Annotated in this window: 10 protein-coding genes; 5 read left to right on the top strand and 5 right to left on the bottom strand. The window is 56.1% G+C overall.

Annotated elements, in window-relative coordinates; genetic code table 11:
* Positions 1-65: 65 nt before the first annotated feature.
* Positions 66-1,016 carry a TIGR03435 family protein gene (locus tag OHL14_RS07680; protein WP_263378756.1) on the bottom strand — a complete coding sequence of 317 codons (951 nt, stop codon included), beginning with the start codon at positions 1,014-1,016 and terminating at the stop codon, positions 66-68.
* Between the two features lie 314 nt (positions 1,017-1,330).
* On the opposite strand from OHL14_RS07680, the gene OHL14_RS07675 reads away from it, so the two are divergent.
* On the top strand, positions 1,331-2,002 hold the full coding sequence (locus OHL14_RS07675; protein WP_263378755.1) for a hypothetical protein: 672 nt from the start codon (positions 1,331-1,333) through the stop codon (positions 2,000-2,002).
* A 315-nt stretch (positions 2,003-2,317) separates the two neighbouring features.
* Here the strand turns inward: OHL14_RS07675 and OHL14_RS07670 are convergent, their stop codons facing one another.
* From OHL14_RS07670 to OHL14_RS07655, 4 genes are all read right to left on the bottom strand, one after another.
* Positions 2,318-2,740, bottom strand: coding sequence for a hypothetical protein (locus OHL14_RS07670; RefSeq protein ID WP_263378754.1), 423 nt, complete (start codon positions 2,738-2,740; stop codon positions 2,318-2,320).
* 132 nt (positions 2,741-2,872) lie between these two features.
* A complete protein-coding gene (locus OHL14_RS07665; protein WP_263378753.1) occupies positions 2,873-3,148 on the bottom strand; it encodes a hypothetical protein in 276 nt (91 codons plus the stop codon).
* Positions 3,145-3,783: an RNA polymerase sigma factor gene (locus tag OHL14_RS07660; RefSeq protein ID WP_263378752.1), complete on the bottom strand. Its 639-nt coding sequence runs from the start codon at positions 3,781-3,783 to the stop codon at positions 3,145-3,147. The genes OHL14_RS07665 and OHL14_RS07660 overlap by 4 nt, the downstream gene beginning before the upstream one ends.
* 393 nt (positions 3,784-4,176) lie before the next feature.
* A complete protein-coding gene (locus OHL14_RS07655) occupies positions 4,177-5,232 on the bottom strand; it encodes a ThiF family adenylyltransferase (protein ID WP_263378751.1) in 1,056 nt (351 codons plus the stop codon).
* 410 nt (positions 5,233-5,642) lie between these two features.
* Between OHL14_RS07655 and OHL14_RS07650 the strand changes: the two genes are divergently transcribed.
* From OHL14_RS07650 to OHL14_RS07635, 4 genes are read left to right on the top strand one after another with little or no spacing between them, the layout of a single operon-like run.
* Positions 5,643-8,750 carry an outer membrane protein assembly factor gene (locus tag OHL14_RS07650; RefSeq protein WP_263378750.1) on the top strand — a complete coding sequence of 1,036 codons (3,108 nt, stop codon included), beginning with the start codon at positions 5,643-5,645 and terminating at the stop codon, positions 8,748-8,750.
* Positions 8,751-8,754: 4 nt separating this feature from the next.
* Positions 8,755-9,546: a SurA N-terminal domain-containing protein gene (locus tag OHL14_RS07645; protein ID WP_263378749.1), complete on the top strand. Its 792-nt coding sequence runs from the start codon at positions 8,755-8,757 to the stop codon at positions 9,544-9,546.
* Entirely contained in the window at positions 9,543-13,805 is a 4,263-nt protein-coding gene (locus tag OHL14_RS07640; RefSeq protein ID WP_263378748.1) for a translocation/assembly module TamB domain-containing protein, read from the top strand. The genes OHL14_RS07645 and OHL14_RS07640 overlap by 4 nt, the downstream gene beginning before the upstream one ends.
* A 43-nt stretch (positions 13,806-13,848) precedes the next feature.
* A complete protein-coding gene (locus tag OHL14_RS07635) occupies positions 13,849-14,715 on the top strand; it encodes a UbiA-like polyprenyltransferase (protein ID WP_263378747.1) in 867 nt (288 codons plus the stop codon).
* The last annotated feature ends 36 nt before the right edge of the window (positions 14,716-14,751 follow it).

Raw genomic sequence — 14,751 nt, 5'->3', positions numbered from 1 at the left:
GAAAACATCGTCATCGCTAGCGAATGTACGCCTCGCCAATGGGAATTGCAACACTATTTACCTTGTTAGTTCGCTGATGGCTTTTCAACGTGATCGATGACATAGACGTCCTGTAGCGTCTTGCGCTTTTCCAGCTTTAACCCCATCGCCTCAAGCGACCGAAAGAGCGTGGAGGCGTCCTGCGGATCGGAGGGCGCTGCGCTAGCATCTGTGCCTGCGGACGATTGCCGTCTCACTGCCAAGGGGCAGTCCCACGCGACCTGATACATCCCCGTCAATCCGGTCTCATCTGCGACCTTCTGTTCACCACTGCCCAGGCAGGGGGTCAGAATCTGAGCCAGTTCTGCCATCGTCATTTTGCTGCGTTCCCAATGGGCGACCCACTTTTCCTGGTCGAACTTCACCGTTTGGGTTCCTCTTTTACCCATGTCGATGGTGCTGGAACCATCCGGGTTTCTGGTTGCCTTCGGTTTCGCGGATACCTCGCCAGCATTGTTGTCCCCTGACTTGAGAGGAGACTCGGCGTTAGGACTCACCGGATCAGGAGGCGACGGCCTCAACTTTTCGCCGTGCTTCCCAACAACCAAAGCGTAGCCTTCCAACTCTCTTTTCTCAATATGGAAAGCCAGTTTCATGCGGTCTTTCAGGAGGGCCAGCAGCATCTTGCGGTCGTCCTTCTGATCAGCTCCCTCCGGGAATCTGCCTTCAATGTCGAAGTGCTCGGTCTTCGCCCATTCCGGGCCGACGACCTGGAATGAATCTACATCGTAGACGTACGCAACAAGGGTGATGGGTGACATGTACCAATAAGCAGCGCCTCCCGGATTTACGTGAGCCCAGAAACGTGTGCCATCGAAATGATATGAGGGATCAACAGGCTTGATGGTTGCCACCTCAAAAGATAGACCGGGGGAGGGAGACGCGTTGTTTTGGTCCCGCGCAGATGGCGCTGCCATGCTCGTTGCGGAGGTTGGAAACACGCCAGCCATCGCCAAACAAAAAGCCAGAATTTTCATAATATTCAGTAGACGGTTCGAGTCCCGAAAAGTCGGATTATCGGCAAGTTCGATAAGACCCTCTCCGAAAACTCCTGATCCAAACTCGTTGGTCTACCTTTCAAACTGGAGTAGCATCGACTCGGAGCTGAGCCATAACCGCGATTCTCGTCGAGCTTACGTTCATTTCCGTCTTTATGGTGTTTGCCATCGCAGCAGCTAAGCGGCGAAGAGTCACACGGGCGAATGCAGGGAGGAAGAAATACGTTCCGCGATTGAAAGCTAAACAGGCTTGACGACTGACCATTTGACACCGGAGTTTTGGTATCGCTGATATGGCCCATCTTTCCTTCCCGACCCTCTCCATCGCATTATTCCTCGTGTGGTTGATTCGAAGATTCGTGGAGATCGAGAGCGGCCCATCCACTCTACAAATAAATTTGCAGAGCAAGGATGCCCCACCAGCGCGTCGGGCAAATTCGCCAGTAGCCTTACAAAAAAAACTCAAGGGTTTCGATAAGACAGCTCACCTGAGATTCATGACCGTGGCCGACGCCCGTGTAGGCACCTTCGGTGTCTTGATCGAGCTGAGGCAGGTCACTTTGCTTCGCGTCGAAGGATACTCCTGTGATGAGTGGGGAGCCATGATAGAAGTGACCCCCGTGATGCTCCCTGGCTTCCGAAAGAGCGATGCGAAAACCCATAAAATTAGTTCAGTCTGGGGCCACTTCCACACCGATCAAGGAAGATGGCAGGCCCGTTATTGCTGGAAAGTGCTCTTCGGAGCGACCTTCATACAAGCTGTCATCGCTGCCGGTGCGGAAGCGTCTGAGCGCAGCATGTTGCTGACCCAACATCAGATTTTCAAGATCCATCAATGGGCTCGATTCCCAGATGCAAAAAAAGCAGAACTCTATGGTTTTGCGGACTTGCCTGGCCTTATGAAGTATCTTTTTGATCAACCGCTGATAGCGCCGCTTCCTCGATCGAAACCAAAGGTTAGCTAACAAAACCGACTGTTTGGTTAGCTCTGCGCAACTTCGTTCAAATACAAAAGGCCCGCTCTCGCGGGGCCTTCTCAAAATCAAAACCCATTTCTCTAAATCAGGCTCATGCAGCTTTTCGCGTGCTGGTCTGTTCTGTCAAAGCAGTTACCAGAGCGGTCACCTGTTCAGCCGATAGATTGCTCACATCAATCGACTGATCTCCGATGGATACCCTAAGCTTCGAGGAACCCGCCCGCCCTCGATGCCGATCCATACTGTATTTCGCTACAGCTGCCAGTAGCGAGATAACTCCAGCGAAAAGAGCGAGATTAGGAATCATGAATCCTCCAACAGAATGGCGCCAAGACCGACACAGACAGTTCCTAAAAAGCACTTCAGGGAATCGCTGCCTATGGTGAGGCTGATCGGCTGATCTAGATACACCTGCCTCGCCACCAATCCGCACTCGATTGTACTCCAGCACAAAAGAAAGACAGTCACGATCATGAACAGGGTCGTCAGGACCTTTGTATTCCCTTTGTGATTGAATAGCCTGCCCGTCGCGTCGGCGCAAAGCGCCGTGGCGATCAGAAACAACTCACCTTTATCGTAGGTTTTGGCAAAGTTGAACCCTGCTTCGCCACGCACGAGAAGAAAGTTGATACCCAACGGTGCCAGTGACATGAGAACGCTGAAGCCGAGCCAGAGCAGCAATCGATTCCATCGCTCTGCGTCGCCATAGAAATGCGTCGTAGCCATCTTAAGCCACTTTGCTCATCAGGGTTGTGGTAGCCGGTAGTGTACCAACAATGTGACATTTGGCCAGATGTTTGTAAGGGGCAAACAAAGCAAAAAAGGCCCCGCTCTCGCGGGGCCTTTCCATCAACCAAACTAGTTCTCTTCTTCAGGCTCATGCAGCTTGCCAGCGATCTTGTTCCACAGATCATCGCTGGGCTCGTGCGTCGGCTCGAACAGGCTCTTGGCCGTCTCGGCGATCGTCTCCAGGTCATGCACCAGTTCGGCGCACACCGGATTGTTCTCCAGAAACTTCGCGAACCGCGGGTCCTTGCTGACGTTGCCGCCACCTTCGGCGAACAGCTCCGGCAGGTACTCCTGGAACTCGTCCGTCGTCATCGTGTCAAAGTTTGCAGTCGAGAGGTCTTTCATCGTTTCGCCTCCTTCATGGCTTCGAGCGCGACCAGGTTTTCGGGCTGGCGCAGCAGCTCGCGCAGCTTCAGGCGGGCCTTGTGCAGCTGCGACTTGCTGTTGCCAGTCGAGCACTCGAGCATCGTTGCGATCTCGTTGTGCTCAAATCCTTCTACGTCATGCAGCAGGAACACCATGCGGTATCCCGGCGGCAGGGAAGCCACCGCGCGCTCGAGCGTCACACGGTCCACTGATCCGGCAAGGCTCGGGTCGCGCGCGCCAAAATCACGCTTCGGAGCATCATCCTCGGAAGGATTGATCGTCTCTTCGAGCGAGACCAACTGCAGGCCCTTCTTGCGCAAGTGCATCAGCACAAGGTTCACCGTCAGGCGGTGAAGCCAGGTCGAAAACGCGCTCTCGCCGCGGAAGCTGCCGATCTTGCGGAAAAGGTGCAGGAAAGCCTCCTGCGTCATGTCCTCCGCCTCGGAGACGTTGCCCAGCATACGCAGGGTCAGGGTATATACGCGGCGCTTGTGCAACCCGTACAGGAACGAGAACGCCTCGGCGTCGCCATTTTTGGCGCGCTCGATGGCCTCTGCCTCGCCTTCGATCGGTGGGTTCCGCTTAAAGAACCCAGGTGCGGCTTTGGTCTGCATGCTTGTTGTGCCTTGTAGGTTCATGGAAATCGATTGCCTTGCGGAATGAAGCAAGATGAACCGCAACTTCACCATACCGAAATTATCGGAACAGTGCAGAGGGTGTCTATAAGGCTAAGAGGCAGCCTTTCCGCCGAAGGTTGCATCCTGCCTGTGGAACTCGGGTCCCCGCAACCCTGGATGCCCCTTCAGCGCGAACAGTTTTACCGTCAGCTAAGCTGGTGATTCGTCGCTCGCCAGCGCGAGAATTTGCTCGACTAAGACCGACCCCACTGCTAAAATAACAGCAGAGAGAAAGAACGGTGGGTTCAATCTCTCTGCACCTCCGGTCCAGACCTAAATCCAATCCTTAGAAGAGTTTAGCTCCAAAAGTATGGGAGGGAGAGGGGTATCTCAGCTGCCGATGAATCGCGCATACAGCGACCGCGCCAAACCAACATCAGTCGTTCCTTGAACTAAAGCTCTTCCATCCGGAAAAACTGTAATTGTGTAAGGCGAACGTTCAAACCGCAAAAGCATTCCATTCGCGCGAACAGTTCCCAAAGGTTCCAATCGCGCTCTCAAAGCCGCTAAATCTGTCGGCCGCGAATGCTCATGAATCTGCACCGAGTTCCGCCCGCAAAGCGTAATGTGAGGTCTTCCTTCGCCTGAAAGCGCCTTGAACACGCGCTTTCCGCAAACATCGCAATCCTTCCGCGGCTTTCCAGTCGCAATCTCAGATCGTTCGCCGCTCCAAAGATCAGCCGAGATCAGCGATCGCCGCATCAGCTTCGCTTGCCCAGTCAGAAACTTCATCGCCTCAGTCACTTGGATTGACGCTGCATAATTCACCGCAGTCGACAAAATCCCAGCTGTATCGCACGTTTCCACATTTCCGCTCGGCATCGCCGGAAAGATGCACGCAAGGCAAGCTGTCCGCTCTTCGCCCACAGGCAGAATATTCATTGTCACCGCGAAAGCGCCAACAGCTGCCGCATAAATCCACGGTTTTCCGTTGGCAACCGCGTAATCGTTCAGCAGATAGCGTGTTTCGAAGTTGTCGGTGCAGTCCAGAACCAGATCGCTCTCTGACAAAAGCGCCTCAATGTTCGCCGGAACGAGATCAGCGATCTGCGCGTTTACCGACACGCTCGAATTAATCCGTCCTAGCTGCCTCCGCGCTGCCTCAGCCTTTGGCAATGCATCCAGCGCATCTTGCTCATCGAACAACATCTGCCGCTGCAGGTTCGAAGGCTCTACGAAGTCGCGATCAATCAGTGTCAGCTGACCGACGCCTGCGCGCGCCAGGAGCCCCGCAGTCGCCGCTCCAGTCGCTCCAACGCCCACAATCGCGACGCGACCAGCTCTGAGCCGCTGCTGTCCCGCATCGCCGATCCCGGCAAACAGAACCTGGCGCGAATATCTCTCTCGATCGTCAATCACGGCGGGGTCATGAGCTGAAACAGGCATCGTCTAAAGTATAAGGTCGTCAACACCGCACAGTCGCGATCAGGCAACCTGCGAGACCGAACCTGTATCTGTAAGATTAGATACGAAGAATCTGACGCGGCTCATATTAGAAGCTGAAATTGTCCTCTCCGTCGGTTATGGGCAGCTCGCCTCTCACTACCGCAAACTGTAGATTGCACGCCAAAGTCTGAGAGGATTTCCCGGTGGCTCGTCCGGTATTTGCACTCTTTCAAAAAAACGGACATCATCTCTTCTCTCCCTGGGTGCTTGCACGCAAGGCGTATCGACTGCCTGCGCTCCTCTGTGCCGCGTCATTTGCGCTTTGCACGAATCTTGCTCTCGCTCAATCGCCTGATGCTGCCACGACACAGCCAGCAGCAGACACAGCTGTTCAAAATCCTCTGCCCGCGTTGTCTAGCAGCATCTGGTCACAGCAGGGAGTTCAGGTAGAAGCGGTTCGCTTCGAGGGTGTCACTTTCAGCGATACCGACCCCATCATCGGCGACCTGAAGCAGAAGGCTGGCACGCCGCTGAACGCCGAAGATGTTCGCGCTGATCTGCGGAAGCTTTTCGCCACGGGGAGATATCGCGACATCTCCGTTTACGGGCAGCCCGGTGCAAACAGCGGCAAGACGCTGGTGCTGGTCTTCTCCGGAACTCCGCGATACTTCGTGGGCCGTGTCACCATCATTGGCGTCAGGGAAGATCGTCTCTCCTCGCTGCTGGAGTCGTCGACAAAACTCGACCCCGGAGCACCATTCTCTGAGGCTGACCTTCCCGCCGCAGTCGACGGCATCAAGCAGGTGCTTGCGCAAAATGGCTATCAAGAGCCGGTCATCACACAGCAGACGAAAGTGGATGATCTAGGCTTCCAGGTCGATGCGACCTTTACCGTCAACGTTGGCGTGCAGGCACGCGTAGGCGATGTGAAGGTTGATGGTGCTGACGCGGGTATTTCGGTAACGGACTTCCGCAAGAAGGGCAGCCTGAACTGTGGCCGCATCGCGACCAAGCTGAACAAGACCTGCCATGCCAAGGTGACACGCAATACAGTTAGCAATGCCTTATCGGGCGTGCGTTCGTACTACCAGAAGAACCAGCGGCTTGAAGGCACGATCAGTCTGCAGGACTCGGCCTATAACCAGCCGCGCAGCCAGATGGATTATGACTTTGCCGCGAACCAGGGTCCGATTGTCGAGATCATAATCAACGGTGCCAAGCTTTCGAAGTCACGCATGAAGTTGCTGGTGCCGATCTATCAGGAAGGCACAGTCGATAACGACCTGCTGAACGAAGGGTCGTTCAACATCCGCGACTACTTGCAGCAGCGAGGGTACTTCGACGCGACGGTCACCGTCGCCATGACCGGCAAAGATACGAAGAAGGTCACTGTGCAGTACGACGTGACGCCGGGAACGACACATAAGGTCACGCAGGTTTCGATCGTCGGCAACAAGTACTTCGACCACGACACCCTTGAAGAGTTGCTTCGCGTGAAGAAGGGCGATAACTACCAGCGTAGTGGACGCTACAGCTCGACTCTTCTCAGCGCCGATGTCTCCTCCATCGAAGGTCTCTATCGCGCCAATGGCTTCGAAGATGTCAAGGTCACGCCGACGGTGAAGGACATGGACACCGCGTCCGATGGCCGGAAGTTGAAAACCGCGCAGATCCAGGTCACTTTCAAGGTCGCAGAAGGTAAGCAACGCAAATTTGGTATGGTACAGCTTGTGGGAGTCGATCCGGCTCGAATGGATGCGGTGAAGGCGTTGCTGAACTCGCAGACAGGTCAGCCATTTTCATTCGTAACTCTCTCAGGTGACCGCGATGCGGTTTTCAGCTACTACCTTTCCCTTGGCTACGATCACGCGCGTGTCGATATTGCTCGTGACAGCAACGTGGAAGGCAGCGATAAGACGGATGTATCGCTGAAGATCGTGGAAGGCCAGAAGGTCAACATCGACCGCGTGCTGCTGACGGGCATCGAGCACACGAAACCGTCAGTGGTGCAGAACCAGCTAAAGGTAAAAGCAGGTCAGCCGCTGGATCAGGCAGCACTGCTTCAGACGCAGCGCAACTTGTACAACCTGGCCGAGTTCAACGAGGTCAACGTCGCCACGCAGGACCCCGATGGTGTCGCTCCGTACAAGAACGTGTTGGTGCAGCTCTATGAGGCAAAGCGCTGGGACGTAACCTATGGCTTCGGCTTTGAGGCGCAGACGGGAACGCCTGCCGTTGTGCCGGGCGAGACGCGCGGCTCGACTGCGGCGCAAAATGGCAAGGCTGGCGTCAGTCCACGGGTTTCGCTGGATATATCCCGCATCAATGTGCGCGGAACGCAAGACTCGATCACGCTGCATACGACCTACGGTCTGCTGGAAGAGATTGCCAACCTGAGCTACAACAGCCCTCAGTTCTTTGGACGTCCGAAGCTCACGGCTACGCTTTCGGGCGGCTACTCCAACGTGCAGGACATCACGACCTTTTCCTCCAAGACGTTGCAGGGCGACTTCCGCATCACGGAGAAGGTAAAGCGCGCGGACACCTTTATCTACGACTTCCAATATCGGCGCGTGTCGATCGACCAGAACTCGCTGGAGATCACGCCGAACCTCATCAACCAGCTTTCGGAGCCGGTGATCGTAGGCGGTCCGGCATTCACATGGCTGCACGATACGCGCGATCCAAGCCCGCTGAATGCGGGCAAGGGGCAATTTTTTTCGTTGCAGGAGTTCTTCGCGTCGTCCAAGTTCGGTTCTGGAACGGACTTCAATAAGGTCGATCTGTCAGAGTCGACGTACTACACCTTTGGCAAGAAGAAGTATGTGTTTGCCCGCAACACGCGCATCGGATTTGAGAACAGCTGGGGGCCCAACCCCAACGCCGATAACGCCGGCGGACAGATTGGCGTCAGCTCCACCGCCTGCGCAGGCACGCTGCTCAACACCAACCCGACCTGCAACGCGATTCCCTTACCGGAGCGCCTCTACGCGGGCGGCGCAACCTCCCACCGCGGCTTCGGTATCAACGACGCCGGCCCCCGCGATCTTACGACGGGCTACCCGGTCGGTGGCTCTGCGGTAGTCGTAAATTCATTCGAACTGCGCCTGCCTCCGCCGACCTTGCCCATTGTCGGCGATAGCGTCTCCTTCGTTCTATTTCACGACATGGGAAATGCCTTCCAGAAGCCCGGGGACATGTTCAAGAGCATTAAAAACTTCCGCCAGCCCAATCGCGGGACCTGCCGTAATTTGACTATTGCAGGCGTAGCTCCAGGAACGACTCCTACCGCAACGCAGCAGGACAACGCTGTAGGAACCTGCAGCTTCAACTACTACTCCCATGCCCTCGGAGTTGGGCTTCGATACAACACACCGGTTGGGCCTCTACGTGCAGATTTCAGCTATAACCTCAATCCGCCGATCTATCCGGTCTTCGACGACTATACCGGCGCTCTGCCGTATGTAGGACAGGCCAGCCATTTCAACTTTTTCTTCAGCATCGGTCAGAGCTTCTAAGCGTATGAGCCGCATCTTTCCAACTCGTTTGCAAGCCCTCACGCTGTCGCCGGCTCTGGCGCTCTTGTTCCTGCTTCCTTGCGGTGCGCAGACATCGGCTGCTCCGAAGAAGCCGGTGGTGATAACGCCCGCTCGTTCGGTAGCGGATAGTTCGAATGGGTCGAACCAATTTGACCGCTCGGTGGCGGTGGTGAATGGCGATCTGATTCTCGATAGCGATGTCGACAAGGAATTGCGTTTCCAGGAATTGAACTTCGATCCCAACGCGGATAAAGAAGCTTCGCACACTGTGGCTTCCTCACGCGATGCGGCGATTGAGCGATTGATCAATCGGCAGCTCATTCTGCAGCAGATCCAATTACAGGACCAGCCTCCCATCGCGGATGACGAACTCGACAAACAGATTGGTTTGTTGCGGCAGACGATTCCAGCGTGTTCGCAACACCAATGCGACAGCGACACAAATTGGAATCAATACTTGAACACTCAGGGGTTTACCGCAGCTAGTTTTCGGGATCAATGGCGACTGCGCTTGCAGGTGCTTTCGTTCATCGAGGCGCGGTTCCGCAGCGGCGTTCGAGTCGACGACAAGACCGTTGCGGACTACTACGAGAAGACGATGTTGCCGCGTTATAAAGCCGCGAAGGCGCAGGCACCGCCGCTAGAGAAGGTGCAGGACCGTATCGCGCAAGTGCTCATCGAGCAGGAGGTTTCGAAGCTTCTGAACGACTGGCTGCAGACCCTGCGTGCTCAGGGCGGTGTCGTCATCTTTCACCCAGGACAGCCAGCGCCATGACTCAGACACCGGAGACTAACTCGAACGCGACTCCGCCCACGCATTCTGTAACTCGGCGTGTGCTGACCTTACTCGCGTGGGTGGTCGGAGGCATCGTGGTGCTTCTGGGAGCGGCGGCTCTCTATACCACCACAGATGATTTCCAGCGTCGCGTTGGAAAAGAGGTGACCAGCCTTCTGGAAGATTCACTGGGAGGCCACGTAGAACTTGGTCGCATCGAGTTCAGCCTGTGGCACCTTGCAATCGAAGCGGACAACCTCGTCGTCCACGGCAGCGAGCCCGCTGGTGAATCGCCCTACCTGTCGGTCGGCAAAATTCTTGTTCGCGTGAAGATCAACACCTTCATGAATCACGTTGCGGGCCAGACGGTGCATTCGCGCATCGGCTTAAATTTGCTTCGCGTAGAGCAGCCTCACTTCCACCTGATCGTGGATAAAGACGGGCACACGAACGCACCGGTACCGAAGCACCCCAGCGCCAGTACAGAGCCCATTCAAGACACGCTGCTCGATTTGCAGGCAACGAAGGTGGAGTTGGTCAACGGCATTACTGTGGTGAACGACAAGGCAATCCCACTAAACCTCGCCGCAAACGACCTGCAAGCGGAGGTAGCATACATCCGCAAGTCGGATCGCTATGGCATCACGGTGGATCTTGGCAACCTGCGCACGCAGATGGCAGTGAAGCCCGAGGTCCAGTCCAGATTGCATCTCTCTGCGGAAGTGGGTCGCGACGCGGCCGACTTGAAGACGCTCACCTTCGCTTCCGGCACGGATACGAAGCTGACGATCGCTGGGAGTTTGAACCACTTCAATAAACCAGCGTGGAAGGTGTTTGCGAAGGGCAAGGTCGACCTGAAGCAGGTGGGATATCTTGCGGACGTCGATGGATTAAACGGCGGCCTTGCAGACATCGACATGCAGGGACACACCTGCCTGGCGAGCCCGCCTGCGCCCGCAAAGAAGCCCCACTTTTGGCAAAAACGCAAAGCGACGATACCGGCGAGCAAGGTTCCAGCCGCCGCGCCTGATTGCAACACTGCCTACTTGGTGAGCGGGAACATCCTGCTGCATGGTGCCGATTATGTGACCGAGGATGTGCGACTGCACGGCATTAACGGTCATGCTGTCCTGCACATCACACCGGAGACCCTTGCGTTCCCGGATTTGCTTGGTGTGTTTCCAACGGGCGGTGAGGCACAGGGGTCGCTGCGTATCGAGAACTGGCTAGGTACGGCTCCAGTCGACGCAACGCATGGCTCACTCGAAGGCAAAGTGGTACCAGCGCCAAATCATGCCTATGTAAATGCGACGGTGACGAGGATCCCATTACGCACCATCATGGACGTCACAGCTCCGGAGCATTATGGTGACCTCGGCTTCGATACCTCGATCACTGGACCTGTGTCGGTTGAATGGATCGGTGCTGTGCCGAATGTTTCAACGACGGTGCAGGTGGGGGCCAATCTGGCTCTTTCGCCAACAGGGACGAGACGCAAAGGCGCGCTATCGAACATTCCTGTCTCCGGCTCCGTGATTGCCAAGTACCTCGGTAGAACGGAAGTCGTAAACATCCAGCAGGTGCTGTTTCAGACACCGCAGACTACGTTGAAGGCAAGCGGCGTTCTCGGTGTGAGTGACGGCGATCCTCTGACGAACTTGCAGGCCGATTTGCAGGCACGCGACCTGGGCGAGTTCGATCAGTTGCTGCAAACGCTGGGCTTCGAGGCGAACGGCAAGAAGGGATCGGCGGCTATCCCTGTTGTGCTCCACGGCACGATGAATTTTGCGGGCACTGCGAAAGGGCCGATCCGCAATCTTGATGTGAAGGGGCATCTTGGCGCGGACAACCTAGCCGTCAAGCTGGGCACAGAGGCTGACATTCATATCGACAACGTCATCGCCGATGCGGAGTACTCGCCCTTTGCAGGCATAGCTGTAGCGTCGTCTACTGTGACGCAGGGCAAGACCGTGCTCAATGTAGCCGGTTCGTACAAACCGCATAAGGTCGTGACGAGACGCCGCACAGTAGATTACGTGTGGGACGATCAGGGTGAGATGGACGTAACCGCAAAGCTGGCGAATGCGCAGGCCATCGACTTGTTGACGATGGCGGGCCAACAGCAGAAAATCCCGGTCACCGGAACTGTCAACCTGAACGCTCATGCGCAGGGTACGGTCAAAGATATTCACGGCACCGGAAGTGTGACGCTCGCCAACGGCGTGGCGTATGACGAGCCCTATCAACTGGTGTCGGTGGACCTGGGAATGGAAGGTCAACAGATCGATGTCAGTAAGCTCACCGTGCGCGCACACGACATGACCGTCACCGGCAGCGGCGGCTACAACCTCGATAGCAAGATCATCCGGGCGCAGCTATCGGGCAATCAGATTCAGCTTTCCAAGCTTGTTGCGTATAACAAACTAAATGCGAACGCCGATGGATCGCTGAGCTTTACAGTTTCAGCCAACGGAACCCTCGAGCAACCGGGACTGAAGGCAAACTTGAAACTCGACAATGTGGTGACGGACGGAAAAGCACTCGGCAACTTGACTGCGACAGCAACGAGCACAGGCTCGAATGTGAACTACGAGCTGCACTCGACCTTGATTGGCGCGCAGGTTGCAGCGACTGGTCAGACAAACGTGACCGGCGACTATCAGACGCAGGCGAAGTTAACGCTCAGCGGACTTAACATAGCGAACGCGATTGCAGTTTTCGCGCCGGATTCAATCAAAGGCAGCTCAGATCTCTCAGGTACCGTGACCGTAAGCGGTCCGCTGGCTAAGCCGCAGCAGCTCTCGGGTACAGCAGAGTTTCAGAACATCGATGTGACGCTGGCTGGCGTCGAGCTGAAATCGGCCGAACCCCTGCGCGCGAGCCTGAACAGCGGAACGCTGACCTTGAATGCACTGCACATCACCGGGCAGGATACGGACCTTCGCGCTTCAGGCACGGCGCATGTGTTTGGCGACACGAACCCCCAGGGTGGCGTGTTGAATATCAGCACCAGCGGCAACGTCAACACGGCGCTTGCGCACAGCTTCGACCCCGATCTGATTACGTCAGGCAAATTGACGTTCAAGATGGCAGTGCAGGGGCGCATGAAGAAGCCGCAGCTGACAGGCAACGTGCAGGTGCAGAATGTAAACCTGGCCGTTGACGGCGTCGCGAACGGCCTCAGCAATATGAACGGTACGCTCGCGTTCAACGAAGACCGCCTCAATGTGGAGAACCTCACGGCGACAACCGGCGGCGGACAATTAAAGATAGGTGGCTACCTCGCGTATCAAAAGGGATTGTTCGCAGACCTCACTGCGACGGGCGAAGCGGTGCGCGTTCGCCTCTATGGGCTCAGTTCTACCGCGACGGCGAACCTGCGGCTGCAGGGAACTCCGCAGTCCATGCAGCTCTCTGGCAACGTGCTTGTCACCCGCTTCGGCATTGGACCAGACGTTGACTTCTCTGCATTCAACTCCGGGCCGTCGATCCCGCCATCTCCCGACGCGGCGACCAACAAGATCCATCTCGACGTTCGAGTAAAGAGTGCGCCGCAACTCGACTTTCAAAACTCCTATGCGAAGCTGGCTGGTTCGGTTGACCTGACCGTGCGAGGAACCGTCGCGATCCCGTCGATCCTCGGCCGCATCCAGATCACCGAGGGTAAGGCGACCTTCGCAGGCACCAGCTATGAGCTGACGCGAGGCAGCATCACGTTCAGCAATCCCGTGCGCATCGATCCAGTGATCGATCTCGATGCGCAGGCCCGCGTCGAGACCTATGACATTACGATTGGTTTGCACGGAACGATGAACAGCCTGCATCCAACCTATCGCTCGCAGCCACCATTGACGGAAGCGGATATCTTCAACCTGCTGGCGCTGGGCCGCACGCAGGAAGAGGCGCAGATCTATCAGCAGCAACAGCAGCAGGCAGGTTCGGATTCAACAACAAACGCTGTGCTGGGCGGAGCGTTGAACGCGACAGTGTTGAGTCGGGTAAACAAGCTCTTCGGTGCAGGCTCGGTGAAGATCGATCCTACATATGTAGGCACTTTGGGCGGTTCGTCTGCGCGAATTACGGTGGTAGAGCCGATCTCCAAGCAGGTGACGCTGACGTTTGCGACCAATGTGAATCAGACGGCGCAGGAACTGATCCAGGTGGCATATCAGATCAACCAGAGCACCGCGCTGGTGCTGACCCGAGATGAAAATGGCGTCTTCTCTATCGTTTACAAGATTCGCAAACGGTACCGCTAGCGGCCTTTGCGCGCGGAAGCGCGTGCGGGGCTAACATAGAGGTATGGAAAGCGTTCTACGAAATACGCGCGTGACGCTGGAGATGATCAAGTGGGAGCACTCGATCTTCGCGTTGCCGTTCGCTCTTACTGGGGCTGTGCTTGCAGCGGGTGGCTGGCCTCGGCTGCCGGTATTAGGCTGGATTTTGGTGTGTATGGTCAGCGCGCGCTCAGCGGCGATGGCGTTCAATCGGTTGGTCGATGCAAAGATTGACGCGGCGAACCCGCGGACGGCGATGCGCGCAATCCCTGCGGGACAGCTTTCCTCCGGGTTCGTCGCAGCCTTCACCGCGCTTGCAGCAGCGATCTTCATTGGCTCAGCTGCAATGTTGAATCGGCTAACACTGGAATTGGCGCCGATCGCGCTACTGGTGGTGCTCGCTTACAGCTATATGAAGCGTTTGACACGCTGGTCGCATCTGGTGCTGGGGTTGGCTCTGGGTATCGCTCCATCGGCAGCGTGGATTGCTGTGCGCGGTAGTTACGATGTGCGGATGCTGCTTGTTACTGCGATCGTGATGCTGTGGGTTGGCGGCTTCGATGTGCTCTACGCGTGCCAGGATTTCGATTACGATCGCCGTGTCGGATTATTCAGTGTGCCAGCAACTTTCGGACTCGAGAGAGCGTTCTGGATTGCGCGTGTGATGCATCTGGCCGCAGTGGTGCTCATCTTCATCCTGATCCATGCGTTTGCTCTTGGGTCGATTGCACTTGCAGGTATGTGCATAGTGACCTTGCTCCTGGCATATGAACACTCGATCATCAGCCCGAAGGATCTGCGCAGAATGAATGCGGCCTTCTTCACGCTGAACGGAATCATCTCGGTGGTCTTCTTTCTTGCTGTGGCTGCGGATGTATTTATTAAAAGGTAGTGAGTACAGAGTTCAGGAATCACTACTAAAACCAAG

This window comes from Granulicella paludicola (assembly GCF_025685545.1).
Taxonomy (GTDB): domain Bacteria; phylum Acidobacteriota; class Terriglobia; order Terriglobales; family Acidobacteriaceae; genus Granulicella; species Granulicella paludicola.
Note: the sequence above shows the minus strand (reverse complement) of the source record. Positions and strands in the feature narration are given on the sequence as shown.

Excerpts from the sequence above, each read along its gene's own strand:
- OHL14_RS07680 (WP_263378756.1), bottom strand. The coding sequence starts at position 1,016 with ATGAAAATTCTGGCTTTTTGTTTGGCGATGGCTGGCGTGTTTCCAACC.
- OHL14_RS07675 (WP_263378755.1), top strand. The coding sequence starts at position 1,331 with ATGGCCCATCTTTCCTTCCCGACCCTCTCCATCGCATTATTCCTCGTG.
- OHL14_RS07670 (WP_263378754.1), bottom strand. The coding sequence starts at position 2,740 with ATGGCTACGACGCATTTCTATGGCGACGCAGAGCGATGGAATCGATTG.
- OHL14_RS07665 (WP_263378753.1), bottom strand. The coding sequence starts at position 3,148 with ATGAAAGACCTCTCGACTGCAAACTTTGACACGATGACGACGGACGAG.
- OHL14_RS07660 (WP_263378752.1), bottom strand. The coding sequence starts at position 3,783 with ATGCAGACCAAAGCCGCACCTGGGTTCTTTAAGCGGAACCCACCGATC.
- OHL14_RS07655 (WP_263378751.1), bottom strand. The coding sequence starts at position 5,232 with ATGCCTGTTTCAGCTCATGACCCCGCCGTGATTGACGATCGAGAGAGA.
- OHL14_RS07645 (WP_263378749.1), top strand. The coding sequence starts at position 8,755 with ATGAGCCGCATCTTTCCAACTCGTTTGCAAGCCCTCACGCTGTCGCCG.
- OHL14_RS07640 (WP_263378748.1), top strand. The coding sequence starts at position 9,543 with ATGACTCAGACACCGGAGACTAACTCGAACGCGACTCCGCCCACGCAT.
- OHL14_RS07635 (WP_263378747.1), top strand. The coding sequence starts at position 13,849 with ATGGAAAGCGTTCTACGAAATACGCGCGTGACGCTGGAGATGATCAAG.